The sequence below is a fragment of the Nonomuraea sp. ZG12 genome, from assembly GCF_052068115.1.
Lineage (GTDB): Bacteria > Actinomycetota > Actinomycetes > Streptosporangiales > Streptosporangiaceae > Nonomuraea.
Map to the genome: position 1 here is coordinate 88,521 of NZ_JBQHCW010000025.1, position 25,817 is coordinate 114,337.

At 70.3% G+C, this 25,817-nt stretch carries 28 protein-coding genes and 1 pseudogene; 14 read left to right on the plus strand and 15 right to left on the minus strand.

The window, feature by feature from the left end; genetic code table 11:
* Position 1 precedes the first annotated feature (1 nt).
* The 9 genes from ACTMTF_RS40230 to ACTMTF_RS40270 all read right to left on the minus strand — a co-directional run bounded on the left by ACTMTF_RS40230 (position 2) and on the right by ACTMTF_RS40270 (position 8,812).
* Positions 2–922: an acetamidase/formamidase family protein gene (locus ACTMTF_RS40230; RefSeq protein ID WP_441115370.1), complete on the minus strand. Its 921-nt coding sequence runs from the start codon at positions 920–922 to the stop codon at positions 2–4.
* Positions 919–1,875 (minus strand): PDR/VanB family oxidoreductase, encoded by a 957-nt coding sequence (locus tag ACTMTF_RS40235; protein ID WP_441115371.1) that lies wholly within the window; start codon positions 1,873–1,875, stop codon positions 919–921. The genes ACTMTF_RS40230 and ACTMTF_RS40235 overlap by 4 nt, the downstream gene beginning before the upstream one ends.
* Entirely contained in the window at positions 1,859–2,620 is a 762-nt protein-coding gene (locus ACTMTF_RS40240) for an MOSC domain-containing protein (RefSeq protein WP_441115372.1), read from the minus strand. Before ACTMTF_RS40240 ends, ACTMTF_RS40235 begins: the two co-directional genes overlap by 17 nt.
* A gap of 14 nt (positions 2,621–2,634) precedes the next feature.
* Positions 2,635–3,258: a DedA family protein gene (locus ACTMTF_RS40245; RefSeq protein WP_441115373.1), complete on the minus strand. Its 624-nt coding sequence runs from the start codon at positions 3,256–3,258 to the stop codon at positions 2,635–2,637.
* Positions 3,259–3,352: 94 nt separating this feature from the next.
* Positions 3,353–5,053: an AMP-binding protein gene (locus ACTMTF_RS40250; protein WP_441115374.1), complete on the minus strand. Its 1,701-nt coding sequence runs from the start codon at positions 5,051–5,053 to the stop codon at positions 3,353–3,355.
* 33 nt (positions 5,054–5,086) lie between these two features.
* A complete protein-coding gene (locus tag ACTMTF_RS40255; protein ID WP_441115375.1) occupies positions 5,087–5,401 on the minus strand; it encodes an NIPSNAP family protein in 315 nt (104 codons plus the stop codon).
* 14 nt (positions 5,402–5,415) lie between these two features.
* Positions 5,416–5,901 (minus strand): nuclear transport factor 2 family protein, encoded by a 486-nt coding sequence (locus tag ACTMTF_RS40260; RefSeq protein WP_441115376.1) that lies wholly within the window; start codon positions 5,899–5,901, stop codon positions 5,416–5,418.
* Positions 5,898–7,694 (minus strand): CocE/NonD family hydrolase, encoded by a 1,797-nt coding sequence (locus ACTMTF_RS40265; protein ID WP_441115377.1) that lies wholly within the window; start codon positions 7,692–7,694, stop codon positions 5,898–5,900. The genes ACTMTF_RS40260 and ACTMTF_RS40265 overlap by 4 nt, the downstream gene beginning before the upstream one ends.
* Positions 7,691–8,812, minus strand: a complete 1,122-nt coding sequence (locus ACTMTF_RS40270) for an FAD-dependent monooxygenase (RefSeq protein WP_441115378.1) — start codon at positions 8,810–8,812, stop codon at positions 7,691–7,693. Before ACTMTF_RS40270 ends, ACTMTF_RS40265 begins: the two co-directional genes overlap by 4 nt.
* A 129-nt stretch (positions 8,813–8,941) precedes the next feature.
* Between ACTMTF_RS40270 and ACTMTF_RS40275 the strand changes: the two genes are divergently transcribed.
* The gene (locus ACTMTF_RS40275; RefSeq protein ID WP_441115379.1) at positions 8,942–9,865 is read left to right on the plus strand and encodes a LysR family transcriptional regulator; all 924 of its coding nucleotides are present in this window, start codon (positions 8,942–8,944) and stop codon (positions 9,863–9,865) included.
* 18 nt (positions 9,866–9,883) lie between these two features.
* Here the strand turns inward: ACTMTF_RS40275 and ACTMTF_RS40280 are convergent, their stop codons facing one another.
* The 3 genes and pseudogenes from ACTMTF_RS40280 to ACTMTF_RS40290 form a co-directional block, all read right to left on the minus strand.
* Positions 9,884–10,237: a hypothetical protein gene (locus ACTMTF_RS40280; protein ID WP_441115380.1), complete on the minus strand. Its 354-nt coding sequence runs from the start codon at positions 10,235–10,237 to the stop codon at positions 9,884–9,886.
* A 223-nt stretch (positions 10,238–10,460) separates the two neighbouring features.
* A pseudogene (locus tag ACTMTF_RS40285) lies at positions 10,461–10,571 on the minus strand (helix-turn-helix domain-containing protein); the annotation flags it as partial.
* A 22-nt stretch (positions 10,572–10,593) separates the two neighbouring features.
* Positions 10,594–10,854: a hypothetical protein gene (locus ACTMTF_RS40290; RefSeq protein WP_441115381.1), complete on the minus strand. Its 261-nt coding sequence runs from the start codon at positions 10,852–10,854 to the stop codon at positions 10,594–10,596.
* A gap of 274 nt (positions 10,855–11,128) precedes the next feature.
* Between ACTMTF_RS40290 and ACTMTF_RS40295 the strand changes: the two genes are divergently transcribed.
* Together ACTMTF_RS40295 and ACTMTF_RS40300 are read left to right on the plus strand one after the other, a co-directional pair.
* Complete coding sequence (locus ACTMTF_RS40295) at positions 11,129–12,256, plus strand: DUF4037 domain-containing protein (RefSeq protein ID WP_441115382.1); 1,128 nt, start codon at positions 11,129–11,131, stop codon at positions 12,254–12,256.
* A gap of 255 nt (positions 12,257–12,511) precedes the next feature.
* Positions 12,512–12,640, plus strand: a complete 129-nt coding sequence (locus ACTMTF_RS40300; RefSeq protein WP_441115383.1) for a hypothetical protein — start codon at positions 12,512–12,514, stop codon at positions 12,638–12,640.
* Here ACTMTF_RS40300 and ACTMTF_RS40305 read toward each other — a convergent pair.
* Positions 12,610–15,396, minus strand: a complete 2,787-nt coding sequence (locus ACTMTF_RS40305; RefSeq protein ID WP_441115384.1) for an ATP-binding protein — start codon at positions 15,394–15,396, stop codon at positions 12,610–12,612. The genes ACTMTF_RS40300 and ACTMTF_RS40305 overlap by 31 nt on opposite strands.
* 117 nt (positions 15,397–15,513) lie before the next feature.
* On the opposite strand from ACTMTF_RS40305, the gene ACTMTF_RS40310 reads away from it, so the two are divergent.
* Positions 15,514–16,074: a dihydrofolate reductase family protein gene (locus ACTMTF_RS40310; RefSeq protein WP_441115385.1), complete on the plus strand. Its 561-nt coding sequence runs from the start codon at positions 15,514–15,516 to the stop codon at positions 16,072–16,074.
* A gap of 97 nt (positions 16,075–16,171) precedes the next feature.
* Here the strand turns inward: ACTMTF_RS40310 and ACTMTF_RS40315 are convergent, their stop codons facing one another.
* Positions 16,172–16,807: a TetR/AcrR family transcriptional regulator gene (locus tag ACTMTF_RS40315; protein ID WP_441115386.1), complete on the minus strand. Its 636-nt coding sequence runs from the start codon at positions 16,805–16,807 to the stop codon at positions 16,172–16,174.
* An 86-nt stretch (positions 16,808–16,893) separates the two neighbouring features.
* Between ACTMTF_RS40315 and ACTMTF_RS40320 the strand changes: the two genes are divergently transcribed.
* Positions 16,894–17,286 (plus strand): DUF1761 domain-containing protein, encoded by a 393-nt coding sequence (locus ACTMTF_RS40320; protein ID WP_441115387.1) that lies wholly within the window; start codon positions 16,894–16,896, stop codon positions 17,284–17,286.
* Entirely contained in the window at positions 17,283–17,693 is a 411-nt protein-coding gene (locus ACTMTF_RS40325) for a DUF1801 domain-containing protein (protein ID WP_441115388.1), read from the plus strand. The genes ACTMTF_RS40320 and ACTMTF_RS40325 overlap by 4 nt, the downstream gene beginning before the upstream one ends.
* 125 nt (positions 17,694–17,818) lie before the next feature.
* Here ACTMTF_RS40325 and ACTMTF_RS40330 read toward each other — a convergent pair whose 3' ends face one another.
* A complete protein-coding gene (locus ACTMTF_RS40330; RefSeq protein WP_441115389.1) occupies positions 17,819–18,496 on the minus strand; it encodes a GntR family transcriptional regulator in 678 nt (225 codons plus the stop codon).
* Between the two features lie 99 nt (positions 18,497–18,595).
* On the opposite strand from ACTMTF_RS40330, the gene ACTMTF_RS40335 reads away from it, so the two are divergent.
* The 8 genes from ACTMTF_RS40335 to ACTMTF_RS40370 are packed head-to-tail and all read left to right on the plus strand — an operon-like array spanning position 18,596 to position 25,679.
* A complete protein-coding gene (locus ACTMTF_RS40335; protein WP_441115390.1) occupies positions 18,596–19,399 on the plus strand; it encodes an FAD binding domain-containing protein in 804 nt (267 codons plus the stop codon).
* Between the two features lie 53 nt (positions 19,400–19,452).
* Entirely contained in the window at positions 19,453–19,953 is a 501-nt protein-coding gene (locus ACTMTF_RS40340; RefSeq protein WP_441115391.1) for a (2Fe-2S)-binding protein, read from the plus strand.
* Complete coding sequence (locus ACTMTF_RS40345) at positions 19,950–21,359, plus strand: xanthine dehydrogenase family protein molybdopterin-binding subunit (protein ID WP_441115392.1); 1,410 nt, start codon at positions 19,950–19,952, stop codon at positions 21,357–21,359. Before ACTMTF_RS40340 ends, ACTMTF_RS40345 begins: the two co-directional genes overlap by 4 nt.
* Positions 21,360–21,361: 2 nt before the next feature.
* Positions 21,362–22,396, plus strand: a complete 1,035-nt coding sequence (locus ACTMTF_RS40350; RefSeq protein ID WP_441115393.1) for a xanthine dehydrogenase family protein molybdopterin-binding subunit — start codon at positions 21,362–21,364, stop codon at positions 22,394–22,396.
* The gene (locus ACTMTF_RS40355) at positions 22,390–22,692 is read left to right on the plus strand and encodes an EthD family reductase (protein ID WP_441115394.1); all 303 of its coding nucleotides are present in this window, start codon (positions 22,390–22,392) and stop codon (positions 22,690–22,692) included. Before ACTMTF_RS40350 ends, ACTMTF_RS40355 begins: the two co-directional genes overlap by 7 nt.
* A complete protein-coding gene (locus tag ACTMTF_RS40360; RefSeq protein WP_441115395.1) occupies positions 22,689–23,606 on the plus strand; it encodes an AAA family ATPase in 918 nt (305 codons plus the stop codon). The genes ACTMTF_RS40355 and ACTMTF_RS40360 overlap by 4 nt, the downstream gene beginning before the upstream one ends.
* A complete protein-coding gene (locus ACTMTF_RS40365; RefSeq protein WP_441115396.1) occupies positions 23,599–24,780 on the plus strand; it encodes a VWA domain-containing protein in 1,182 nt (393 codons plus the stop codon). The genes ACTMTF_RS40360 and ACTMTF_RS40365 overlap by 8 nt, the downstream gene beginning before the upstream one ends.
* A complete protein-coding gene (locus ACTMTF_RS40370) occupies positions 24,777–25,679 on the plus strand; it encodes an amidohydrolase family protein (RefSeq protein ID WP_441115397.1) in 903 nt (300 codons plus the stop codon). Before ACTMTF_RS40365 ends, ACTMTF_RS40370 begins: the two co-directional genes overlap by 4 nt.
* Positions 25,680–25,817: the final 138 nt, after the last annotated feature.

Here is a 25,817-nt window from a genome sequence, read left to right on the forward strand (position 1 = left end):
TTCAGGTGATCGCCCCCTGTGCCAGGACGGCATGTACGCCCCATGTCTCGTTCGCCACCTGTGTGACGCGCAGGTCCACGACCGAACTGGCGAGTGCCGTGGCTGTGCCCCTGTCGACGTCGTACAGATCCTGCATCCACGTGACCATCGCGGCGAGAGCTTCCGTCATCGCCGCGTTGAGGTCCGCGTCGAACCCGAACGTGATCCGCCCGCGGGGAGTCACGGCGTGCAGGCCGGGGACGGGAACGTCAGTGACGATGTCGAGCACCGCTTCCGTTGTCATAGGACATTCGATCGCGGTGCCGGACACCTCGCCATCGCCTTGCGCGGCATGGCCGTCGCCGAGGTGCAGCAGCGCGCCGGGTACGGTGACCGGCAGGAACAACGTCGCCCCCGCGGTCAGGTCACGGCAGTCGATGTTCCCACCACCGGCGGATCGCGGCGGGATCGTGGAGTGCAGGCCCGGCTCGTTCGGCGGCATGCCGATCACGCCGAGGAACGGCGAGATCCGTACGGTGTGACCGAGGTCGCTGGTGGCGGTCCCGGCGTCGGCGTCGATCTCCCACAGGAGCCAGGAGGGCGCTCCGGTGAGACCGAGCGCGCGGTTCAACGCGTTGTCCTTGGCGCCGGCGACGGTCCAGCCCCAGTCGTCCGGGGTGGCCGAAACGATGCGGACCGCGAGCACGTTCCCCGGTTCCGCACCGCGCACGTCGATGGGACCGGTGAGGCAGTGGCCGCGCCGCCCGTCGAACATGGTCGGCCGCTGCTCGCCTGGTGAGTGTTGCCGTTCGAGGAACCCGGACGCGTCGAGTGATCGTACGACGACGGTGTCGCCCGGGTCCACGGTCAGCACGGGCGGCGCGTCACGGTCGAACACGTCCGTCGTGAATCCGGGCTCGGGATGCAGTTCGTGGATGGTCACGCCGATTCCTCGTTCTCATAGGGGCCGACGACGATCTCGGATGACCTGGCCCGCGACACACAGGCCACCACGCTCGAAAGGCGTTCCTTCTCGGTCGACACGGAGTCACGGTGATCCACCTCGCCGTCGAGGACCGCGAGGCGGCACGTGCCGCAGACGCCGGCCTCACAGGACGACTCGACGCGAACGCCGTCACGGCGCAGGGCGGCGAGCAGCGAAAGGTGTGCGGGAACGTCCACCCGCCGCCCATCGGGGGCCCAGACCGCGGTGAACGGCAAGGACATCCCGGTGTGACCGGCTGCGAACTCCTCCATGTGAATCCTGCTCATGCGCCAGTGGGCCGTCAGCGTCTGTACGGTCCGCATGAGGGGAGCGGGCCCACAGCAGTAGACGCGCACGTCGTCGTCCGGAACGGCAAGGTACGGCCACAGGTCGAGCAGCCCACGGTCGTCACTGTGGTGCACGGTGTCCTCCGGACCGTCGAACTCCCGCAGGAACGGGGTTTCCTCCACGGACAGCGTCAGATACAGCAGCCGCACACCGGTGCGGCCCTCGACGCGTAATCGGCGCACCATCGCCCGGATCGGCGTGATGCCGATGCCCCCGGCGATGAACAGGTACCGAGGCGAGGGTTCGAGGGGAAACCTGTTGGCCGGCGCGGACACCACGAGTTCGGAGCCCACCACCACGTCATCGTGCATGCTCACCGAACCGCCCCGGCCGTCGCCGTCGCGGCGCACGCACACGACATACTCCCGTGGCCGGGCACCGCCCGGTTCGACAAGGCTGTAGCCGCGCTTGTGCCCGGCTGGGGTGGTCACCACGATGTGCGCACCAGGCTCATATGCCGGCAGCGCGAACCCGCTGGGGTCCCGCAGCACGAAGCGGCGGACGGTCGGCGTGAGGTCGGCCGACTCGCTGACCCGCAGCCGCAGCTCAGATGACGAATTCACTGTCCTTCTCCACGACTCCGGCTGTGCGGACCTCCAGGTAGATTCCCATGAACCGGTGACCGTACGTCCTGTCGAGCATGGCCACCACCGGCAGGTCGCGGCGGCCGGTCTCCGGATCGACCTCGGTCGCGACGCAGCGCTTGGTCCGGCGCACGGCCCGCACCCGCACGCCGCCCAGGCCGAACTCCTGACCGATCGCGTCCGATTCGAACCACGCCGGTAGGCCGTCCACGAGGACATTGGCCCGGAACCGCAGCGGATCGACCACGGCGCCCGTGCGTGACTCCAGGTCTCGGACCGAGGCCAGGTTGACCAACGAGATCCAGTCCATCGGTCCGTCCCCGGCCGCGGCCGCATCGGTGAAGCGCCTGCCCGGTTCCCGCGCGAGCAACGGCATGACCCCCGCGGGCAGGTCGAGGACGCGCGTGAAGAACCGCACCGCCTCGTCGCGACCTTGCGCGGTGTTCAGGTCGGCCTTCAGCACGTCGTGGCCCGCGACGCGCGCGGTGAGGACCTCGGTCTCCGCATCGAGGTGTGTGTCGAGTCCGGCCAAGCGGTGGTCCGAGACCAGGGCGAAGAACTCCTGCTTCGGCAGTCCTTCACGCGTCCCGGGCCGGTACCTGCCCTCCGGCCGGGCGAACGCGAACATCCGGTCGTTCGCAATCCCCTCGCCCGGCCGGAGCGCGACGCGGTCCAGCGGCTGCGCGCTGAGCCCTTTCACCGGGTGGACGAACAGACCTTTCACCCGGCCTCGCCCCTTCACCATGGAGGTGCTTCGGTCGGCGGCATGGATGCGCGACGGCGGAGGTGGCGTACGGCTTCGATGACAGCGGTGACCAGGAACGCGAGCACGATACCGACGGTGATCGCGAGCAGCGTGTTGTCCTGGAAGACGACGCCACCGAGGTATCCGGTGAGCACGGTGTAAACACTCCAGGCAGCGGTGGCGAACCCGACGAAGAGCACGTACTTGCCCAGCGGATAGCCGACGATCCCCGTGGACAAGGTGGCCAGGTAGCGCCCGACCGGGATGAATCGTGTGGTCACCAGGACGAAGCCGCCGCGGGCGTCGAGTTGGCGGGTGAACCAGTCGTGCGCCGCTCGTCGTTTGGTACCGGGTGGCAGTCGCTTGAGTACGCGTACACCGAGCAGTCGTCCGACGGTGTAGGGGACCATGTCGCCGAGGAAGGCGCCGAGCGTCGTGGCGGCGATGACGAGCACGAGGTCGGTATGTCCGCCGGCGGCGTAGACCCCTGCGACGACCACGACGGCTTCGCTCGGGATCAACGGCAGGAAGGAGTCCAGGCAGGACACCGCGATGAGCACCGCATACAGCCAGGGTGAGGTGATGAGCGATTCGGCGAGCTGTAACCAGTCGATCATGGGCCGCCGCCCGTTGTCGCGAGGTGCAGATGGATCGTCACAGGTGCTTCCTTCCGGGATGGGCGTCGGCACATCGGGGGAATGCCCGGCCGGGTCAGCCCTTGAGGCCGGGGAACTGGTCGTCCCGCCATTCGGCGCTCGCCCGCCGGCCGTCCGCGAGCTCCTGTTCCCGGGCCCGGAGCTCGACGCGCCGGATCTTCCCGGAAATGGTCTTGGGCAGGTCGGAGAACTCGATCCGCCGAACGCGCTGGTACGGGGCGAGGTGCTCACGGGCGTACCGCAGGATCGACAGCGCCGTCTCCTCCGTCGGCTCGTGGCCGGGCGCCAGCGCGATGTACGCCTTGGGCACGGCCAGCCGGACCGGGTCCGGCGCCGGAACCACCGCGGCCTCGGCGACCGCCGGATGCTCGATGAGCGCTGACTCGAGTTCGAACGGGCTGATCTTGTAGTCGCTCGCCTTGAACACGTCGTCGGTACGGCCGATATAGGTGATGTAGCCCTCGGCGTCGCGACTCGCCACGTCACCGGTGTGGTAATAGCCGCCGCTCATCGCTCCGGCGTTGCGTTCGGCGTCGTCCCGGTAGCCGGTCATGAGCGGCAGTGGCCGTGCCGACAGATCGAGGCACAGCTCTCCTTCGCCTGTCCCGGTGACCAGGCGACCGGTGGCCGGGTCGACGAGGACGACCGGAACCCCGGGCAACGGCCGTCCCATCGATCCGGCCCGGACCGCGGCGCCCGGGGTGTTGCCCACCTGGGCGGTGGTCTCGGTCTGGCCGAATCCGTCGCGCACGGTCACGCCCCATGCGCGCCGGACCCGCTCGATGACCTCGGGGTTGAGTGGCTCCCCGGCGCTGATCGCCTCACGCAGAGCCTCCGGGCGCTCGCCGAGATCGGCATTGATCAGCATCCGCCAGACGGTCGGTGGAGCACAGAACGAGGTGACCTTTCTGCGATGCAACTGATCCAGCAACGCCGCCGCGTCGAAGCGGCGGTAGTCGTGGACGACGATGGTCGCTTCGGCGATCCACGGCGCGAAGAAGCAGGACCATGCGTGCTTGGCCCAGCCCGGTGAGGAGATGTTCAGATGCACATCGCCGGGCCGCAGACCCAGCCAGTACATCGTGGACAGATGACCGACCGGGTAGGACACCTGCGTGTGCTCGACCAGCTTGGGTCGCGACGTCGTACCGGAGGTGAAGTACAGCAGCAGCGGATCGTCCGGCGTCGTGCCCGGGTGCCCGACGCTCGTGTGCGCCAGGTCCGCGGCCTCGCGCAGATCGGACCAGCCCTCGGCCGCGCCGACGCTGATCCGCGTGTAGTCGCCGGGCACCTGGCCGAACGTGCCGGTGTCCGCGGCGTCGCAGATCACGTGCCGGACGCGGCCACGGGCGATCCGGTCTTCGAGACCTGCCCGCCCCACCGCGGTCGTGGTCGGCAGGATCACCGCACCCAGCTTCATGATGGCCAGCATCGCTTCCCACAGCTCGACCTGGTTGCCGAGCATCAGCAGGACCGGATCTCCTTTGCGGACGCCGCCGGCGGCCAGCCACGACGACAGGCGATCCGAGGCACGGGACATCTCGGCGAAGGTTCGTTCGGTCGCGGACCCGTCCTCCTCCACAACGACGAGAGCCGGGCGGTCGTTGCCGCTCGCGACTGCGTCGAACCAGTCCACCGCCCAGTTGAACCGCGTACCGAGTTCCGGCCATCGGAACTCGGCCACGGCGCGGGCGTGGTCGCCGCGCAGTCGCAGCAACTGGTCCCGGCTCTGCCGGTACGCGCCAGTCGCGTTCACGGTGTGTCCTCCTCGATGTGGGTGCTTGTCAGGTCAGCGAAGCCGGGACGCGGGGGTCGGTGCCAGCCGGACCGTGGACTCGGTCCCGCCCACCAGCGCGGAAACGGTGTCGATCACGGCCGCGCACCGGGGATGCCGATGGACGGCGTCCAGGGTGCGTTCGCGGTCGGCGGCGTCCTCGAAGCGTCGAATCCAGACGAAGGCGTCCTCGTCGCCGATCACGGTGAACGCTCCCACCACGTGCATCCCCATCTCCTGGTGCAGCGGGATGACGGTCTCGTCCATGTAGCGGGCCAGTTCGGTGCCGCGGCCGGCGCGGGCGTGCTCCGTACGGATCTCGTAGAACATCGATGCTTCTCCTGTCAGGACCGGGGTGTGACGCGTGCGGCGGCGAGCGCATAGGCGTCCGGAGACCCCTCCCACGGGGCGGTGCGCACCACGGCCCAGTGGGTCATCAGCCAGCGTCCGCCGAGTCTGCGGAGCTTGAGCTGCCAGTAGCCACGCATCGTGCAGTAGTCGACGACGCCGGGTTCGGCGGGGACGTGGTGGTAGGCGACCACGTGCGTGCGGCACTCGGCCTCGTCGCCCGACAGTCGCACGACGAGGTTGGAGGCGGCGTGATGGGTGCAGTCGAAGCCCTCCAGGGTGCCGCGGGCCAGCTCGACCAGGTCGGGGGCCGTCACAGTCGCCGGTGGCCTGCCGAAGTGGTGGGTCGACAGATCCAGCAGCACCTCATCGGCGAGCAGCCGCCGCAGAGCGGTCCAGTCCCGGTCGTCCTGGGCGTGGGCGAGACCGGCGACGACCTCGGCGACAGCCGCCCGGTCCACCAGATCCTCCAGTGCGCTCATGCCCGCGCCTCCGCTTCCGTGGCCGTGGCAGGCCGTCCCGTGTCCGGCCGTTCGATCAGCGGCAGGATCAGACGGCTGGGGTGGGCCGGTCCGTGGTGGACTCGGTTGACCGCGACGGCCAGGTCGTCCTCGCCGTCGGTGGCGATCGTCCCGCCCGTGTTGGTGTTGCGGTCGTAGCGGGGGAAATTGCTGCTGGAGACCTCGAGCAGGATGCGGTGCCCGGGCAGGAAGACGTTCGAGGTGACGCACAGGTCGACGGTCAGTTCTTCGACCGTCCCCGGCTCCAAGGGCACCGGGTCGGTGAGCGACCTGCGGTAGCGGGCGCGCTGGATGCCCTCGCACAGGATGATCGCCTTGCCGTCGGGGTGCACGTCGACGAGTTTGCCGGTGAAGTCGGTGTCCGGCGCCGAGGAGGAGACGTACAGGACGAGGGTGACGTGGCCGGTGACCTCGACGGGACGCTCGAGGACGGCGGTGGTGAAGCACAGCACGTCCTCGCGCGTCTCGACCACCGCCTGGTCGGCCGGTCCGGGGTAGGCGCCGGACGCGGCGGCGAGCACGGTGCCACCCAGGCTCGGGACCGGGCGGCGCGGGTCGTAGAGGAAGGTGTCCGCAGCCTCCGCCGATGCGGCATCGCGCGTCAGGCGGCCGTCGCCGGTGGCGGTGTTGGCGCGGCCGCCCCCGGCGAGGAAGAAGTCGGTGTAGCGGGTGTCGGGCAGCGGCCAGTCCACCTCGTCACGCCACTGGTCGACGCCCATGACGAAGATCCGGACCCGGTGGGTGTCGTCCGGGGTGTCCGTCCGGCCGCGGACCCAGCGGTCGAAGAACCGCAGGTGGGCGCCCGTGACATCGGCGGTCTTGATGCTGCCGTCGAGTCCGAACGACCGGTCGGGGAAGGTGCCGAGGTCGGTGCCGTCGGCATGGCACCAGGGGCCGATGAGCAGCCGCTGACCGTCGCGGGCCGCGGCGCTGCCGCCGTGGCGGCGCATCATCGTGTAGGACCGCACGGTCTCGCCGATGAACACGTCGTACCAGCCACCCACGTGGAGCGCCGGGACGGTGATGCTGCCGCAGTGGTCGATCGCGGCGACCTCCTGCCAGAACGCGTCCCGTTCCGGATGGCCGAGCACCTGACCGACCCAGGGCAGGCAGCGGGTCAGTGCGCCTCGGTCGGCGACCGGCAGCGGGTCGTGCAGCGTCCCCGGATCAGACAGGCCTGACAGGAGTACGTGGGCGTCAGCCGGGTCACCGTGTCCGTCGGCGAGGTCGCGGCGCAGGTTGCGCAGAGCCGAGAGCGTGCCCCAGGTCAGGACGGCGTCCTGCGACAACGCACCGCCCCGGGAGTACCACGGCGCCCCGTACAGGTCGGCGGAGCTCATCACGGGCGCGATCGCCCGCAGCGCCGGTGCGTCACCCACGGCCGCCTGCCACTGCGTGAATCCCATGTAGGACCCGCCCCACATGCCGACCGCGCCGTCACACCACGGCTGCCCGGCCAGCCACGTGAGGGTGTCGACACCGTCACGGCCCTCGTGAGCATGCGGTACGAACGTGCCGGGCGAGCGGGAGGTCCCGCGGACATCCTGGGCCACCACCGCGTAACCGGCGGCCACGAGAGCGAACACGTCCGGCAGCTTCGGGTTGCCGTACAGTCCGGCGTCGTCCTTGCCGTAGGGGGTGCGGACCAGCAGCACGGGAAACGGTCCCGGCCCGGCAGGCCGCCACACGTTGGTGGCCAGAGCGATACCGTCGCGCATCGGCACCGGCACGTCCACCTCCACGGTGAACGTCATGCCCGCACCCGGTCCTTCTCCGGCCGCTGGGACTGCGGGGTGATCATCCAGTGGCTGAAGGCGGCGTAGTGCCGCGCGAACTCCTGCGGCGTGGGCGCGTGCTCGACCGCCGCGGACAGTCGCGCGACGTGGGCGTACCGGGGGATCCGGTCGGCCTCGTAGGCGGCCAGCGCGGCGGGAACGTCGCCGGCGGTGGAGAGCAGGCGGCCGAGCAGGGCGGCGTCCTCGATGCCCAGCGTCGCGCCGGCGGTGATGTGCGGCGACATCGCGTGGGCCGAGTCCCCGGCCAGCACGACCCGCGCGGAGACCCAGTGGGGCAGCGGCGGCACGAGCATGATCTGGTTGTGCAGGATCTGCTCCTCGGGCGTCGCGGCGATCAGCTCGGTCAGGAGCGCGTTCCCTCCTCCCTCCTGGAGGTGGACGACCCGTTCCAGGGCTTGCTGCTTACGGGTGCCGGACGGCTCGGGGGAGTTGAATTGGTTCAGCAGCCAGTAGACGTGCCCGTCGTGGGTGCGTACGTACCCGCCGCGGCAGCCGTCGGTGCCCAGGATCAGCCGGTCCTCGGGCACCGTGTGGCCGGTGGTCGGGATGACCGCGCGCCAGACGTGGTGGCCCGGGTGTTCCTGGGCGACGGCGCCCGGCACCAGTCGCTCGCGCACCGCCGAGTACGCCCCGTCCGCCCCGACGAGCACGTCGGCGTTCTCCGTGCTGCCGTCGGTCAACCGGACCGTGACATGGTCCGCGTGCTCGTCGTACGCGTCGAACCCGGTGGAAAGGCGGATGTTCTCCCGCCCCACGGCGTCGGCGAGCAGATCGTTCAGCTTCGCCCGGTGCACCAGCAGATACCGGTGGTCCTCGACGCCGAATTCCGGGGTTTCGAGCAGCCGCCCGGCCGGGTCGTGGAAGTACATCTCGCTGGGTTTGCCGATGGCGCGCACCTCCGCGCCGATGCCGAGCTCGTCGAACACCGCCAGCGCGTTGGCCCAGAGTCCCAAGCCGGCCCCGGCGGCGCGGATCTCCGGCGCGTGCTCGTAGATCACCACCTCGATCCCGGCGCGGCGCAGCGCGAGCCCACTCGTCAGGCCCACGATTCCGGCACCGATCACCACAGCCCGCATCACAACTCACTTCCGGTCATGTCGAACTCCACTGCGTTCTCGTCAGGTCTGCGTCAAAGGTAGGAACGGCAGCCGATTCACACCAGTGCAAGATTGGTACACAGTTCTTTCGAATGTGATAATCGGCAGGTGGACTATGTCGACCTGAACCTGATCGTGGCGCTGGACGCGCTGCTCGCCGAGAACAGCGTGACGAAGGCCGCGGCGCGCCTGCACACGTCGGCACCGGCGATGAGCCGCGCCCTGGCCCGGTTGCGCCGCGCCTTCGACGACCCGCTTCTCGTGCGTGCCGGACGCGATCTCGTGCCCACGCCCCGGGCCCTGGAACTGCGCGGTGAGGTGCACGCGGTCGCCACCCGAGCGCGAGCACTGTTCGAGCCGTCGAACGCCGCCGATCCGCGGACCGCGGTGCGCATGTTCGACCTGCAGGTCAGTGACATGCTGTCCACGACGTTCATGCCGTCCCTCATCGACGACCTGCGGGTTCAGGCTCCCGGCATCTCACTGCGGCTGCGGCCGGAGAACCTCGAGGACACCCCGGTCCTGCGCGAGGGGCTGGTGGATCTGGAAATCGGGATCATCCGCCCCGGTGATCCGGAGATCCGCTCGGAAACCCTCCTCACGGAGGTGCTGATCGGCGTGGTGCGGCCGGATCATCCACTCGCGAGGACGAAGACCGTCACGCCACAGCGGTTCGCCGCGGCCGACCACATCGTCGTGTCGCGGCGCGGGCGGACCCATGGCCCGATCGATGAGCGACTCGCCGACCTGGGCCTGCGCCGGCGTGTGGTCGCGGTGGTCCCCGCCTTCGCGGGTGCGCTGTTCCTGGCCCGCGAGACCGACGTCGTCTGCGTCGCCCCGGCCAGGCTGGGACGGCTGATGCTGGACACGCTCGGGCTGCGTACGTTCCCGATCCCGCTGACACTGCCGCCCGCGACGATCGGTATGGCGTGGCATCCCCGCAACCACCACGACCGCACGCACCAATTGCTACGCGACCGCACCCGCCACATCATGGCCACCGCTGCCGAGCAGGCGCGACCGGTTACGTGACCTGAACCGTCGCCGTGATCACCCCGCTGTGGCGTCGTGCCCGGTCAGCTCGTCCATCCGCTCCCGCAGCCGCGAGCACATCACTTCGATGATGTGGACGGCTTCCGCCACCGCCGTCCGGAGGTCGGGCTCCGGCACGTCCCGCACACCGAGGATCTCGATGAGGGAGGCGGACAGCGTGGCGCTGCGCGCCTCTTCGTCCAGGTCGGAGAAGACGGACCAGCGGGTCAGTGTCTCCTGGAAGCCGACACCGACGACCTGCAGGGCGTACGCCTGCTCCTCCGCGGACCAGTCCGTGCGTACCATCTGGTGCGCGCGCCACACCACGAGCAGGTGGGAGAGCAGCGCCATCATGCCCTGGTTCCGCGCCATCTCCTTGGCCTGCGGGCTCTGCGCCAGCCCGCCGAGGACGTCCGTGTCGATGGTCTGCAGCGCGTGCGCCAGGGGCTGTTTCAGACCGGCCCGGACCAGCCACGGACACAGGCGGTCCGGCCGCAGCAGCTGGGGATCCTCCCGCAGCGCGCCGATGACGTGCTCCAGGCCTTCCAGACTGTCGCGGGCGAGGAGCGCGAGGAACAGGCTCTCCCTTGTTGGGCCAGTAGAGGTAGAGCGTTCCCCTGCCCACGTGGGCCTTGTCCGCGATGTCGGAGATGGTGGCGCCCTTGTACCCGCGCTTGAGCACGAGCTCCTCGGTCGCGGCGAGGATACGGGCAGCCTTGGCGCGACGATCACGCTGCCGCGATGTCGATGCCGCTCATCCGCGCGCCCTTGCTCTTGACGGCAAGGCGCCGCCACAGCGCCGGGCCGATCACCGGGAAGAGTGACATCCGGATCACCCCCGAGCGCAAGGCCTTCTCGATACGGTTCGGCGGCGTGAAGAGGGCCCGGCTCTTCGTGGCGGAGCTCTGGAAGTTCTCCACGTACGGGCGTAACTTTCGCTCCCACTGGCTCAGCGCGTCCTCCACGTCATGCGGATGGCGGGTCAGCATGGTCCCCAGCAACTCGGCACCCGCGAGGGGGGTTACATGGAAGCCACTGCAGCTTTCGACGGCACATACAACGGTAAGAAGGTCAGCGGTGAGACCTACGTCGAGATGAACGGCAACTGGCGTCCCTAGTTGCCGGTGACACCTTGTCCGTGGCGACGGAGCTCGGCTCATGTGGCCTTGAGTTTTACCGCCACGTGCGGGTGAGGCGCCGCATAGCACGCGGCCGCATTCAATTGCCGTGATGTCCCCTGTGGATCTCGTTATCCTGCGGCCGATGGAGATGAGATTCGTCGCAGGCCTGGAACTGGCCGAATCGTTCTACACCGAGGTCGTGCGTTCATCGGTCGCGGTACCGCACACAGCGTGCTTGCTCGGCGAGGGCTCTGAGGTGCTCGGCTTCGACACGCCGCGTTCACAAGACCACGAATGGGGCCCTCGGCTCCAGCTCCTCGTCGCCGCAGAACACGTCCATGAGGTACGGCTCGCCATCGAGACCGGGCTCCCCACCACATTCCGCGGGTTCGCCACCAGCTGGTTCCGGCAGGCCACTGCCACTGTTACGCATCACATCGAGGTGACGACGTTCGAGGAGTGGGTTCGTGCCCAGCTCGGCTACGACCCGCGTGAGCGCATGGACGCCGCCCGCTGGCTGGCCACGCCCCAGCAAAGGCTCTTGAACATCACGGCGGGCCGTGTCTTCCACGACGACACCGGGGAGCTGACCCGCCTGCGCCAGGAGCTTTCCTGGTATCCATCGGATGTGTGGAGGTGGATGATCATCAGTGCGTGGCACCTGATCGGCAACTGCCAGCCCATGCGTGAGCGGTGCGTAGAAACGGGCGACCGTCTCGGGGCCCGCTTGCTCACGGCGAGGTTGTGCCGGCTCATCACCGACCTGGCCTTCCTCCAAGAGCGCCGCTATCACCCCTACGACAAGTGGTACGGCGCCGCGTTCGCCCGACTCGATGCCGCGGACAGGCTCACACCGCTGCTCGACACCGCCCTGTCCGCCAACGACACCGCCGCGGAGTCCTCGGCCATGTCCGAGGCCCTCGTCGCGCTCGGCCACGCGCACAACAACCTCGGGATCAGCCCACCGGTCACCCCGCGACTCGGCGACTTCGAGGTGGGCATCAACAACGCGGTCAGGCCCTACACGGTCATCAACGCCGCCGACTTCGTCTCCGCCACCCGCGAGGCGATTGACGACCCGGCGTTGAAGACCATGATCCAGGTCGGCGCCATCGACCAGCTCACGCACGCCGACGATGCGATCGTCACGCACACCGACTGGCCCGCACACCTCACTGACGTCTATCGACGGGAGATGGGGTCGGCGCGGCCGAGGCCGCGCTCCGCGCAGCGCTCGTCGACGAGTACGACACCGTCCGCCCGTACCTGAAGCTCCTCGGCGAGTCGAAGGCCCTGAGTGCCACCCGCCGCGCCGTGAAGACCTACATGAATCGGGGCTGCCGCGCAGCACGCTGTCAAGGTCGACGAGGTCGATCCTTCCGCGGCGCCAGGACTCGGCGCCTACTTGAGGCGTGGGCCTTGAGGGCCCGCTTCCAGAATGAGAGATGAAGGATCGTCATGACCACTGCACCCCTGCTCACCCTCAACAACGGTGTCACCCTGCCGGCGCTCGGACCCAGGTCTCGTGCTCCTGGCCTACACCGCCGAAGCCGGCTCCACCTCCGAGGACGCCCTGCGGATGCTCGCGAGCTGGGCCGCGACGCAGGAGCACCACAACCGCGCTCACCCGAGCCCCGCCCCCGACGAGCACTGACACCTTGAACCGTCCTCGCCGCGGTTCTCCGGGGGTGAGGAACCGGCGGACAGGGCGGCGAGTTCCTCGCGGGCCTCGTCCTCGCGGGCGGGGATGAGGAGGAGGGTGCAGGCGCGCTCGTAGCGGGCGCCGATGCGTTCCCAGGCTTCGACGGCGGCGGACAGCTCGTCCGGGTCGCGGTGGAGCCGGCCGGCTGCGCGGGTGAGGCAGGCGGCGGCCCAGTCGTTCTCCGCGGTGGTGTCGGACAGGGCGGCGGCGAGCCGTACGGTCGCGTCGGGGAGCCCGGCGGCGACGGCCAGTTCGGCGCCGGCGGCGCGGGCATACGTCCGGTACCAGTCCTGCGGCGGGAAGTCCGCGAAGGCCGCCTCCACCAGCGCGGTGTCGTCACGGCCCGATCGCAGGGCGGTCCTGGCGTCGACGAACGCGGCGAACGACGCGAGGTACCGGGACCGGGCGCCGCCGGCGATCCGTTCCGCGCGGGCCCGCCACAGCCTGAAGCTGACCTCTTCGCCGCGCAGCCCGTGCGCCAGGGCGACCGCCGCCACCGCCGGTGACAGCCAGGCGAGGGGGTTGTCCGCCTGCTCGCAGACCTCCCACAGGGCCGGCGCGCGGCGCAGGGCCTCGTCGAGCTCGCCGGTGAGGACGAGCGGTGGGATCAGGGTGCTCAGCGCGACCGGTGACCGGTCCCCGATCAGGTCGTCGGCGCCGGCCAGCCGGGCCGTGCGCAGCGCGGCGGGCAGGTCTCCGGCCGCGACGGCGCAGGACGACGCCATGTGGAACGCGTCGGTGATCTCCGGAGCGGGGTACGGGACGTCGCGTGGCATCGCGGGAAGCAGGCCGACGCGTTCGGTGGCGATCCGATGTGCGTCGCGGAACCGCCCGGCGGTGAGAGCGGCGATTCCGGAGGCGTCGAGGGCGGCGCAGATCAGCACGGGATCGCCGGTGGCGCGGGCGGCGGCCACCGCGGCGCCTATCAGGGACGGCTCCGGGGCGACCTTCTCCTGGCAGGTGTTCCAGACGCGGGCGGCGGCGAGATGGGCGGCCACGAGCGGATCGCGGTGGTCGCCGGCGGCCGAGGCCCGGTCGAGGAGGTCCCGCAGGCGCCCGTGCGGGATCTCGGTCTCGAACCCGGACGGGTGCCGTTCGGCGGTCTCGACGGCGAACGCGAGCGCGACCGCCTCGGCGTTGCCGTCGCCGCCCGCGCGGGCGCTTCGCGCCGAGGCCAGGAGCAGGTCGAAGGCGCGGCCGGTGTCGATGAGGGCGTGCGCGGCGTCTGCGGCGTCGCGCAGGTCGCGGGCGGCCTCGCCCGGGGTGGGCGCCCGCCGGGCGGCCTCCTCGTGGTGGCCGGGCACCTCGCGCAGGAACCTGCGGGCGTAGGTGAGGTGGGCCAGCGACCGGGCCAGCCGGTGCGGTACGGCGGCGCGGCCGGGCGGCGCGTCGGCCAGGGCCGCCCGCAGGTCGTCGGCGACGGCGTCGAAGTCACGGCGCCAATCACCGCCCGGCCCGCTTTCCAGGCCGCTTTCCAGGTCGGCGGCCGTCGCGGCGGCCCACTCCAGGTACTGGTGCCGGACGGCGCCGCCGTCGCCGCCGGCCTCCAGTCGTTCGGCAGCGAAGGCGCGGATCGTCGCCGGCAGCCGCCACCGGCCCCGCACGGGACCCGTGACGAGGCTCTTGTCCACCAGCCGCCCGAGCAGGTCGGCGGTGTGGCCGGGGTCCGCCGCGACGGCCGTGGCCGCCGCGAGGTCGAAGCCTCCGGCGAATATCGACAGGCGCCGGAACAGCGCCTGCTCGTCGCCGGTCAGCAGGTCGTGGCTCCAGGCGAGCACCGCGCGCAGCGACCGGTGCCGTTCCACGGGCCCGCGCCCGCCGGCCAGCAGCCGCAGGACGTCGTCCAGGGCGGACAGGAGGCCCGTCACCCCCAAAGACGCGCTGCGCGCCGCCGCCATCTCGATGGCCAGCGGCATCCCGTCGAGACGGCGGCACAGCTCGGTGACCTCGGCGCGGGCGGCGGCGAAGCCGGGGTCGGCCGCGGCGGCCCGGTCGAGGAAGAGCCGTTCGGCGTCGGAGTCCAGCGGGAGCGGCGGGACGGGGACCGTCTGCTCGCCCGGCACGCCGAGCCGCTCTCGGCTGGTGGCCAGGACGGTCACGGTGGCGCAGCCGGACAGCAGCCGTTCGGTGAAGGCGGCGACGGCGTCCACCAGATGCTCGCAGTTGTCCAGGACGAGCAGCGACCGGCCGCGGCCGAGATGCCGGGCGACCGTGTCCTCCAGCGTCTGCCCGGGCCGTTCGGTCACGCCGAGGGCGGACGCCACCGCCTGCGCGACGAACCCGTCGCGTACCGGCACGAGGTCCACGAACGCGCCGCCCAGCGGGAACGAGGGCGCGGCCGGCTCGGCCACCGCGACCGCGAGGCGGGTCTTGCCGATCCCGCCCGCGCCCAGCAGGGTCACCAGCCGGGCCTTCCCGAGCAGGTCGAGGGCGAGGTCCTGCTCGGGAGCGCGGCCGAAGAACGCCGTGCGCGGGGAGGGCAGGCCGGTCAGGTGGCCGGGCGGCGGTGACTGCCGCAGCGCCTCGTCGGCGAGGGCCCACCTGTCGGCGACGCCGTACTTGCGCAGTAACGACGAGATGTGGCTTTCGACCGTACGGACGGAGATGTGCAGCTGCCCGGCGATCTGGGCGTTGGACAGCCGCGCGCCGAGCGCCGCGAGGACCTCCGCCTCGCGTTGCGAAATGTCGATCGGCCGCCCGTGGGTCACCACGCCAGTCTGACCCATCGGGGGTGATATGCGTGGTGCTTCCGTGGCGGCACGGATGTCCGGGCCCCGGCCGGCGGCGCAGACTCGTTTCACACACGTTCGAGAGCGGAGAAACTCATGCGGCGCATCATCAACTCGACGTTCGTCACGATCGACGGCGTCATCAAGGACCCCCAGCACTGGCCGTCGCTGGGTGCCAGGGACGACGGGGACGCGCAGCTCGAGGTGCTGCTCGGCTGTGACGGCGTGCTGCTCGGCCGCGACACCTACCACAGCTTCGCCTCGGTGTGGCAGGGACGATCCGGCGACCCGTACACCGACAAGATCAACTCCGTGTCCAAGTACGTCGTCTCGACCACTCTGGACAAGGCTGACTGGGAGAACACGAACGTCATCAGCGGCGACGTGGTCGCCGAGATCGCCCGGCTCAAGGACGGGCCGGGCGGCGACATCCTGCAGTACGGGTTCGGCCGGCTCTCCCACACCCTGATGGAGTACGGCCTGCTCGACGAGCTGCGGCTCTGGGTCCACCCGTTCTTCTTCGGGCGGGCCGACGGCGATGGCCTGCTGTTCGGGGAGGGCACCCGGGCGATGTTCGACGTCGTCGAGACGAAGACGTACGCCTCCGGGGTGGTCCTGCTGTCCTACCGGCTCAAGACGCCGATGACCGGGTCCTGAGGTCAGCGCGTACGAGCCGTGGCGTTGACCGCGGAGGGCGTGACCGGCCACCTTGCCGTTCGCCCTTGCCAGTAGGCCGGGTGTGTTGCTCCCCGAGCTACCGGCGGGCGAAAGCGGCGAGAAAGACGCGGGTGCCCTCGTCGGCCAGGTCGGTCAGTTCCTCGGGGGAGCCGACGGCCGCGTCACCCAGGAAGGCTGCTCGGCCGGTGGGGATCGAGATGATCAGCCAGGTGAACATATAGGCGGCACGCTCGGGGTCGGGCGTGTTCAGCAGGCCGCGTTCGGTGAGCTTCGCGAAGGTCTCCGCGAGGAGTTTCAGGGTGCGGCCCCAGCTCCGCTCGAAGTACTCGCGGCCAATGGCCGGGAAGCGCTCCGCCTCGGCGATGACCAGGCGTCGCATCTGGAGTATCTCCGGGTTCATCAACCCGGCGAGCGTCATCCGAGCATGGTCCCGTAGGGCGGTCTCGAGGTCGTCCACCTCCGCGAGCGCGAGGATCGCGGGCTTGAAGTACTCATAACCGCGATCGACGGTGTCCAACACGACGCCGGCGAACAGTTCCTCCTTGTCGGCGAAGTACTGGTACACCGTCCGTTTCGAGGCGCCTGCCGCGGCGGCCACCGCGTCCATGCTGGTGCCGACGTAGCCGTGGGCCGTGAACACCGACCGCGCGGCCGTGAGGATCTCCTGGCGCTTGCGCGCCGAGCGGGCCGTAGCCCGCGTCGAAGTGGTCAACGAACTACCTCCTTGACAGAGAACACTACCCGGTTTAGTTTTCTCACGAGGAAACGATACCGTGTAGTTTACTTGGAGGTGAACGCGTGGATAGCTCGCTCTCCGTCGTCACCGCGTCCATCGTGGTCTTCGTGCTCAGTTCGGCCTACTACGCCCTGCTCACACCGGTCGAAAAGCGCCTGCTGGGTGAGCGCGCACCGGATCGGGGCGATCGGCCGCCGCCGCTGAAGATCCTTCTGGAGCTGGCACGCAGTCTCGTGGTCGCCGCGGTGATCGCGGGCTTGGCCCGGTACGCCGGCCTCACTGGTATGTGGTCGGTGGTGGTGCTCGGCCTGGTGCTCTGGGTCGGGTTCCCGGCAGTGCTGCTCACCGGGTCCATGATGTGGGAGAAGACACCCGCCGCCACCGCAGCGCTGCACGCGGGCGACTGGCTGATCAAGATTCTCGTCACCTCGGCGATCGTGGGTGCCTGGCTGTGAACGACGTACGACCCTACGAGACCGACCCGCGCGTGGACGACTACATCAACGCTCTGCCCGAGTGGCAGCAGGACATCTGCCGGCAGGTCCGAGACCTGATCCACGCCGCTGACCCCGAGGTCGCCGAGACCATCAAGCGAACCGTCCGGCCCTACTTCGTGCTTCAGGGCAACGTGTGCGCGTTGCTCGCCGCCAAGGACCACGTCAACGTGTTCCTGTACGACGGCGGCATCGTCCCCGACCCCGAAGGCATCATCACGGCCGGCCACCACAACAAGACCGCCCGTACGGTGGCTTTCCGCGAAGGTGAAACGATCAATGCTCCTGCCCTCACCGCCATGTTCCGGCAGATCATCGCCGACAACCGAGCCGGCGGGTGGCGCAAGCTCAAGGATCAGCCCAGGTAACGGATCTGCCGAGAGGTGCCTGCGTGCGGTGTCACGGGTGTCACCTGGGATGCGCCGCCGCCCACGCCCTGGCGATCTGGACGAGGCCGCCCGCGGACCCTGCTCGGTGGTGAGCTTCCGCTCGGTCAGCCTGCGGCGGAGTCGCGCGTGCGGCCGTGGGCGTCGTGCGGGAGGTCGGCGTAGTGCCATTGGTGGTCGCGGGCATACCGGCACGCCACCTCCAGGTCACCGTCCTCGATCGCGGCCAGCAGTTCGGCGTGGTCCTGGACGATGTCGAGCAGGTCGACCTCGGCGGCGACCATCGTGACCGACGTCCGCGCCTCGATCTGCAGGCTCTCCCAGGTGAGCTTGAGCAGCTCGTTGTGCGCGGCCTCGACGATGCGCCGATGGAAGGACACGCTGGCGCGCGCAGACGCCTCTCTGTCGCCGCTTTCGGCGGCGGCCCGCATCGCTGCCACGTCCGCCCGCATGGCCTCTACCGGTACGGTCCCGGCCAGCAGGGCGAGCCGGGTGGCCGTCTCCTCCAGCGCCGCCCGTACGACGTAGCTTTCGCGCAGGGTCTCCTGGACGAAGGGCCGCACGAACGTGCCGCGGCGCGGCTGGGTTTCCACCAGCCGCATGGCCTCCAGTTCGCGTAGCGCCTCGCGGACGGGTGCTTGGCTGGTGCCGTAGGTCGCCGCGAGCCGCGTCTCCACCAGCCGTTCGCCCGGGCCGAAGTGGCCGGACACGATGCTGGCGACCAGCGAGTCGCGGATCTGCCGCGCCAGCGTGAGGCGTGGCAGCTTGGCGGGCTCCTCGGTCATGAGGTGATCCTACCGATTATCGATCGTCCTGCCGGATCCCTTGACGGCCCTTAGTCGATAATCAATTATCGATAATACCTTCACCGAGGAGGATCGCACATGGTGATCTGCGCGGTGCACGTCCCGGAGTCAGCCGATGCCGCGGTCGACTGCTTGGCGGGAGGCGGCTGGATCATGGGTGGCGGCACCGTCGTGATGTCGCTGGTGAACAGCGGGACTGCGCCCGTGTCCGAGCTGGTCAGCCTGCGCCGGGCGGGGCTGGACGGCGTAGAGGTGCGCGACGGTGTGGCCACGATCGGGGCGGCGGCCACGTTCACCGCTGTCGGCGAGCAGCCGGAGCTCGCGTTCCTGCGTCCGGCGCTGCGGACGATCGCCTCCCCGACCATCCGTAACCAGGCCACCGTAGGCGGCAATCTGTTCGTCGCGCAGCCGTACGGCGATCTGGCCGTCTGCCTGCTCGCCCTCGACGCGATGTGCGAGATCGCCGGGCCGGACGGCCGGCGCGACGCACCAGTGGCCCGCGTGCTGGCATCCGGGATCGCCGCGGGCGAGGTCGTCGTGGCGGTGCGGGTGGTGCTGCCCCAGCCGGGCACCTGGTACTACCACAAGGCCATGCGCCGTCGCCTGAACTCGGCGGCGATCGTGACCGTCGCCTCCGTCACCCGCGCCGACGGCGGCGTGGTCGCCTCTACCAGGATCGCGCTGGGCGGTGTCGCGTCACGTCCGGTGCGCGCGGTGTCGGCGGAGCGCCTGCTGCAGGGCCGGCCCTTGACCCATGAGGTCCTCACCGAGGCGGGCGAAGCGGCCCGCGGCGACATCGACCCCTTCGACGACGCCCACGCCAGCGCGTGGTACCGGGCGCGGGTCCTGCCCGTGCATCTGCGCCGAGCCTTCCTCCCCTAGCAGCGCTCACCAGCAAGGCCGCATCAGTCAGCCGCATCAGTGAGAGGTGGACCGTGCCGTCACAGATCGTCTCGCTCGTCGTCAACGGCGAGCAACGGGAGTTCATCGCCGCGCCGGGCGCCACACTGCTCGCGAGCCTGCGCGAGTCTCTGGGACTCACCGCGGCCAAGCGGGGCTGCGCGCAGGGCGCCTGCGGCACCTGCACCGTCCTGGTCGACGGCCGGCCCGAGGTCTCCTGCCTGGTCGCGGTGGAGACCGTCGCGGGGCGTTCGATCCGTACGCTGGAGGGGGTCGGGGCCGGGGGTGAGCTGGACGAGGTGCAGAGCGCCTTCGTCGACTGCTTCGCCACCCAGTGCGGCTTCTGCACAGCCGGCATGATCATGGTCGCCGAGGCGTTGCTCGACGGGAACTCCGATCCGAGCGACGAAGACGTCACCGAGGCGATCTCGGGCAACGTCTGCCGGTGCACCGGCTACCGGCCCATCGTGATCGCCATTCTCGAGGCGGCCAGGCGCCGCCGCGAGCAGGCCACGCAGGAGGCGGCGTCGCGATGACCTACAGGCTCGCACCGATCGACACGAGCACCTTCACAGCCGAACGGGCCGCCGCGGGTACGGGTACGGACGAAGGCGACCTCACCGTCATCGGCTCGGCGGTCCAGCGCTCCGACGCGCGCGGGCACGTCACGGGGCGTACCGAGTTCTTCGAGGACGTGGCCCCGCCACGGCTCGCCCACCTGAAGATGCACCGCTCGGCCCGGCACCACGCCAGGATCCTGGACGTGGACCTGACCGAGGCCCTGGCCGTGCCCCGCGTCCTGCGGATCCTCACCCACGCCGACATCCCGAACAATCTCTTCACCCCGCTCAAACTGATCGGCGTCGGGCCGGACGACGAACCCATCCTGGCCGTGGACAAGGTGCGCTACCTCGGCGAGCCGATCTGCGCCGTGGTCGCCGAGACGGAGGCGGCCGCGCTGGAGGGTGCGGCCCGGATCAAGGTCACGTACGAGGACCTGCCGCCGGTCTTCGACGTCGAGGAGGCCCTGAAAGAGGGCGCGCCGCTGGTCAACGAGTACCACGGGCAGAACCACTTCCGCTACGAGGGCCACCACTGCCGGCGGATCCGGTTCGGCGATGTGGAGGAGGCGTTCGCGCGCGCCGACCACGTCTTCGAGTGGCGCTACCAGTCCGCGCCGATCGAGCAGGCTCCCGTCGAGACCACCGGCTGCGTCGTCGTGCCGCAGGCCGACGGGCGGCTGCGCATCCATTCCGACACCCAGGCGTGCTTCTTCACCCTGGACAACACCGCCCTGATCCTGGAGACGCCGTTCAACAAGTTACGCATCGTCGGCGGGACGGTCGGCGGCGGCTTCGGCGGCAAGGTGGACGTGGTGGTCGAGCCGGTCGCGTGCGTGAGCGCGATGCTGGTCGACCGCCCGGTCAAGTTCGTCTACGACCGGGCCGAGGAGATGCAGGTCTCCTCGCCGCGAGCCGCCGAGCGCATCTACATCAAGGATGCGGTCATGAACGACGGCCGGATCATCGGACGCAAGGTCACGTTGTACGTCGACGCCGGCGCGTACTCCCGCCACAGCCCGTACGGGACCACGAAGGCCGCTGCGCACCTGCCCGGCCCCTACTCGATCCCGAATGTGTGGGCCGACTGCCACTGCGTGTTCACCAACCGCACGCCGTCCAGCGCCATGCGCGGCTTCGGCGTGACCATCGCCGACTTCGCGCTGGAGTCGCAGATGGACCGGATCGCCCGAGCGCTGGATCTGGACCCGCTGCGGCTGCGTCTGCTCAACGCTTACCGTGACGGGGACCTCAAGGCCCACCGCAAGGTCGCCGAGGGCACGGCCCTGGTCGAAGTGATCCAGAAGGTGGCGGAGATGGCCGGGCACGAGCTGCCCGAGGCGTACCGCCGCATGTCCTCCACGACCCGGGAAGGGCTGTAGCGATGGCGAAGCTCCGCGGACGGGGGTACGCCTCGGTGAACTACCCGACCGGCATGAACCTCGGCGGCGATCCCTCGCAGGCGCTGATCCACGCCACGACCACGGGCACGTTCGTGATCTCGCTGTCCTCGGTGGACCTGGGCCAGGGCATCAAGACGATCGCCGCCCAGTGCGCCGCGGAGACCCTCGGCCTGCCGATCGATAACGTGCTCGTCGACACCGCCGACACCGACACCGGGCCGCACTGCATGGGCACCTTCGCCAGCCGCGGCACCCACCGCGTCGGCAACGCCGTCATCATGGCCGCGGCCGAGGCGCGCGCCGTGATGCTGGAGGTCGCCGCCGAGGAGCTGGAGGTCGACGCCGGGGACCTGGAGACCGACGGCACCGGCTTCATCAGGCTCAAGGGCGCGGCGGAGAAGGGCATCCACATCACCGACCTGGCGCTGGCCGCGCACTTCAAGCACGGGCGGACGATCTCCGGCCGCGGCATCTACCTCAAGGAGCCGAGCGTGCCGGTGCCCGAGACGGGGGAGATGGACCCCGACTCCTGCCAGGCGCACGCGTGCACGGCCGCCGTCGTCGAGGTGGACGACGAGACCGGGGTGGTCGAGGTGCTGGAGCTGTACAACGCGTACGAGGTCGGCCGGGCACTCAACCCGGCCATGGCGACGCAGCAGGTGGAGGGCGGGGCCTGGATGGGCGTGTCGCACGCCCTGTTCGAGACCACCGAGCCCTACTACCCCTTGCGCGATCACGGGCCGCGCGACTTCGCCGGGTACCTGATGCCAGGCCCCGCCGACATCCCGGTCCAGCACAGCCTGTTCCTGGAGCGCCCGGCCGCGAACGGGCCGTACGGCGCGAAGGGGATCGGCGAGATGACGGCGAACGCCCCGATCCCGGCCATCGCCAACGCGATCTTCGACGCGTGCGGCGTACGCCTGGACACGATGCCGTTCACCCCCGAGCGTGTCCTGCGCGGGCTGGACGCCCTGCTCGCCCGAGATAACCGGAAATCTGAGGAGGAACCATGTTGAAAGTCGTCTCGCTGCTCAAGCGTGCCGAGGGCCTGTCGCACGAGGAGTTCGCGACGTGGGTGGTGGAGGACCACGTCGAATTCGCCAGGAAGCTGCCCGGCCTGCGGAAGTACACGGTGAGCGTGACCAACGGCGACGGCGGGGCGTATGACTCGGTGAACGAGCTGTACTTCGACGACGAGGACGCCCGCGCCGCCGCGTTCGGCTCCGAGCACGGAAAGGCCGCGGCGGCCGACGCGGCCGCGCACACCTCCCAGCGCGTCCACCTACTGACCACCGAGCACGCACAATTGTGACCACCGACGGCGCCGTGCCCGGCCTCCTGCGCGAGCGCGAGCTGGCCGCCGCGCTGGAGGCGCAGGGCTACTTCGCTGACGAGGGGTTGTGCACGGCCATCCACCTGGCGCTGCGGCTGGGCCGGCCGCTGCTGCTGGAGGGCGAGCCCGGGGTCGGCAAGACCGAGGTCGCCTCGGTGCTCTCGCGCGTCACCGGGCTGGACCTGATCCGCCTGCAGTGCTTCGAGGGGCTGGACTCCGGCCAGGCCCTGTACGAGTGGGACTACCCCAAGCAGCTCCTCCAGGTCCGGGTGGCGGAGAGCCGCGGTCAGGACGTCGGCGACCTGTACCGCGAGGAGTTCCTGCTGCGCCGGCCGTTGCTGCGCGCCGTGCGGGCCGAGCAGGGCGCGGTGCTGCTGATCGACGAGATCGACCGGGCCGACAGCGAGTTCGAGGCGTTCCTGCTGGAGTTCCTGGGCGACTTCCAGATCACGATCCCGGAACTGGGCACCGTACGGGCGCGCACGCCGCCGATCGTGGTGCTGACCTCCAACCGCACCCGCGAACTTCACGACGCGCTCAAGCGGCGCTGCCTCTACCACTGGATCGCCTTCCCCGAGCCGGACCGCGAGCGGGCGATCCTGCGCATGGCGGTTCCCGGGTTGGCGGAACAGGCCGCGGCAGGGCTGGTGGGGGCGGTGCAGCGCGTACGCCATCTTCCGCTGCTCAAGCGGCCCGGCATCGCCGAGTCGGTGGAGTGGGGCCGCGGTGCGATGGCACTCGCCGAGGGCGGCAGCCCGTGGCCCGTGGCACTGCGCCGGGCCCTCGGGTTGCTGATCAAGGACGAGGAGGACACCCGGCTGCTCCTCGCGCATGCCGAGGACGTGTTCGGCGATGCCCTCGCGCATGCTGAGGACGTGTTCGGCGATGCCTGACCCGGTCGTGCTCGCCGCCGACCACCTGTGGGGGTTCCTGACCGCGCTGCGCGGTGCGGGCCTGCCCACCGCGCCGACCAAGCGGGCGGACCTGCTGCGGACGATCGCCGAGACCTCGCCGCCCGACCTGACCGCGCTGTACTGGTACGCCCGGATCACCTTGCTCCAGGACGTGAGCGACCTCCCCGCCTTCGACCGCGTTTTCGACGCCTGGTTCCGGCAGGGAGGCCCCGGACCCGCAGACCCGCCGCTCGAAGCGGACGACGGCGGCGCGCAGTCCCCCGGAGGACCAGGCGAGGACGATCCGCCGCCCCGCGAGGCGCGGCCGGGCGACGGTGTCGAGGCCGGCGCCCTGAGCGTTCACCGCACACGTGACTTCGGCCGGACCGGCGAACGCCGGACCGCGTTCATGCGCGCACTCGAAGCCGCCTGGCCCGCCGTGCTGCCCGCCGTACCGTCACGGCGGCGGCGTCCGGCCCGGTCGGGAGACCGGCTGGACGTACGGCACGCGTGGCGACGGGCCCTCCGCCACGACGGAGAGTTCATCCAGCTGCGCCGCCTCGCCCGCCCACCGCGCCCGCGTCGGCTGCTGATCCTCATCGATGTCTCCGGCTCGCTACGGCAGCACACCCCGGATCTGCTCCGCGCCGCGCACACCGCGCTGCGCGCGGCGCCGGCCCGCACCGAGGTGTTCACCTTCGGCACCCGGCTCACCCGGATCACCGCCGCGCTCGCGCACCCGCACGCCGACCAGGCGCTGCGAGCCGTGTCGAGGCTGGTCACGGACGCCGACGGCGGTACGGCGATCGGCGCGGCGCTGGACTGCTTCCTGGGCAACCCGCGTTTCGTGGCGCTCGCCCGCGGCGCCCTCGTGATCGTGCTGTCCGACGGGCTCGAACGCGGCGACCACGCTCCCATGGTGCGCGCCGCGGCACGCCTGTCCCGGCTCGGCCACCGGCTCGTCTGGTGGTCACCGCTGGCCTGTTCGCCGGCCTACCGCCCCGTCACCCGCGCCATGGCCGCCCAGCTCGCGAGCCTGGACCACCTCGGCGGCGTCCGGGATCTGCGCACCGCGCTGGAAGAGGTCCGCCGCCTCCCCACCGTCCTGTCCGGCCCCCGCCACCTCGCGGCGAGGCGCTGGTCCGTCCCACGACCCAGGGGAACAACCCGATGACCTTCTCCCTCTCCCACGGGATCGTCGACTCCCATCACCACATTTGGCGCGCCGCCGACCTGCCCTGGCTGCAGGGGGAGATGGTTCCGCGCATCTTCGGCCCGTACGAGCCGATCCGCCGTGACTATCTCGCGCCCGAGTACGCCGCGGAGGCCACCGCCTGCGGCATCACCTTGGCGGTCTACGTCCAGGCCAACTGGCCGCTCGACCGCTGCGTGGACGAGGTGCGGTGGCTGCGCGACGTCCGCGCCGAGACCGGCTGGCCCGCTGCCGTGGTGGGCTCCGCGGACCTGTTCGACGAGGGCGCGGTGGAGGTCATGCGCCGCCAGGCCGCCATCACCCCGCTCGTCCGCGGTACCCGTCTGCAACTGCACTGGCACGAGCGGCCGGAGTTCCGCTTCGCCTCCGCCCCCGACCGGATGAAGGACCCCGTCTTCCGGCGCAACATCGCAGCGCTCGCCGACCTCGGCTGGCTGTTCGAGCTCCAGGTGTTCCCCGCGCAGATGGCCGACGCCGCGGCCCTGGCCGAGGACTTCCCCGGCGTGACATTCGTGCTCGTCCACGCCGGGATGCCGGTGGGCTCAGGGCCGGCGGCCATCGGCGAGTGGACCCGCGGCATGAGGCTCCTCGCCGAGCAGCCCAACGTCGTGGTGAAACTCACCGGTCAGGGGACCTTCGTGCATCGCGTGGACCGGCCGCTGATCGAGAAGGTGACCGCCACCTGCCTGGACCTGTTCGGCTCGCGCCGCTGCATGTGGGGCAGCAACTTCCCGATCGAGAAACTCTGGACCGACCTGGCCACCTTGGTCTCCACCTGGCAGAACGTGCTCTCCGGCCGATCCGCGGAAGAGGTCCGGGACGTGTTCACCGCAACGGCCACCCGGGTCTACCGCCTGTGAAATCGAATCCGGATATACGGATTAAAAGGACGATATAGGCTGTTACGTTTCGTCCCATAGAAATATATTTCCCTCGCAATTATGGCGAGATGATTATCCCTGATATTAGGGATGTCGAGCTTTCCCTAAGGCGTTTTA

Excerpts from the sequence above, each read along its gene's own strand:
- ACTMTF_RS40245 (WP_441115373.1), bottom strand. The coding sequence starts at position 3,258 with ATGATCGACTGGTTACAGCTCGCCGAATCGCTCATCACCTCACCCTGG.
- ACTMTF_RS40290 (WP_441115381.1), bottom strand. The coding sequence starts at position 10,854 with ATGCTGACCCGCCATCCGCATGACGTGGAGGACGCGCTGAGCCAGTGG.
- ACTMTF_RS40270 (WP_441115378.1), bottom strand. The coding sequence starts at position 8,812 with ATGCGGGCTGTGGTGATCGGTGCCGGAATCGTGGGCCTGACGAGTGGG.
- ACTMTF_RS40330 (WP_441115389.1), bottom strand. The coding sequence starts at position 18,496 with ATGACCGAGGAGCCCGCCAAGCTGCCACGCCTCACGCTGGCGCGGCAG.
- ACTMTF_RS40255 (WP_441115375.1), bottom strand. The coding sequence starts at position 5,401 with ATGTTCTACGAGATCCGTACGGAGCACGCCCGCGCCGGCCGCGGCACC.
- ACTMTF_RS40350 (WP_441115393.1), top strand. The coding sequence starts at position 21,362 with ATGGCGAAGCTCCGCGGACGGGGGTACGCCTCGGTGAACTACCCGACC.
- ACTMTF_RS40260 (WP_441115376.1), bottom strand. The coding sequence starts at position 5,901 with ATGAGCGCACTGGAGGATCTGGTGGACCGGGCGGCTGTCGCCGAGGTC.
- ACTMTF_RS40365 (WP_441115396.1), top strand. The coding sequence starts at position 23,599 with ATGCCTGACCCGGTCGTGCTCGCCGCCGACCACCTGTGGGGGTTCCTG.
- ACTMTF_RS40280 (WP_441115380.1), bottom strand. The coding sequence starts at position 10,237 with ATGGCGCGGAACCAGGGCATGATGGCGCTGCTCTCCCACCTGCTCGTG.
- ACTMTF_RS40370 (WP_441115397.1), top strand. The coding sequence starts at position 24,777 with ATGACCTTCTCCCTCTCCCACGGGATCGTCGACTCCCATCACCACATT.
- ACTMTF_RS40310 (WP_441115385.1), top strand. The coding sequence starts at position 15,514 with ATGCGGCGCATCATCAACTCGACGTTCGTCACGATCGACGGCGTCATC.
- ACTMTF_RS40345 (WP_441115392.1), top strand. The coding sequence starts at position 19,950 with ATGACCTACAGGCTCGCACCGATCGACACGAGCACCTTCACAGCCGAA.
- ACTMTF_RS40295 (WP_441115382.1), top strand. The coding sequence starts at position 11,129 with ATGGAGATGAGATTCGTCGCAGGCCTGGAACTGGCCGAATCGTTCTAC.
- ACTMTF_RS40335 (WP_441115390.1), top strand. The coding sequence starts at position 18,596 with ATGGTGATCTGCGCGGTGCACGTCCCGGAGTCAGCCGATGCCGCGGTC.
- ACTMTF_RS40355 (WP_441115394.1), top strand. The coding sequence starts at position 22,390 with ATGTTGAAAGTCGTCTCGCTGCTCAAGCGTGCCGAGGGCCTGTCGCAC.
- ACTMTF_RS40265 (WP_441115377.1), bottom strand. The coding sequence starts at position 7,694 with ATGACGTTCACCGTGGAGGTGGACGTGCCGGTGCCGATGCGCGACGGT.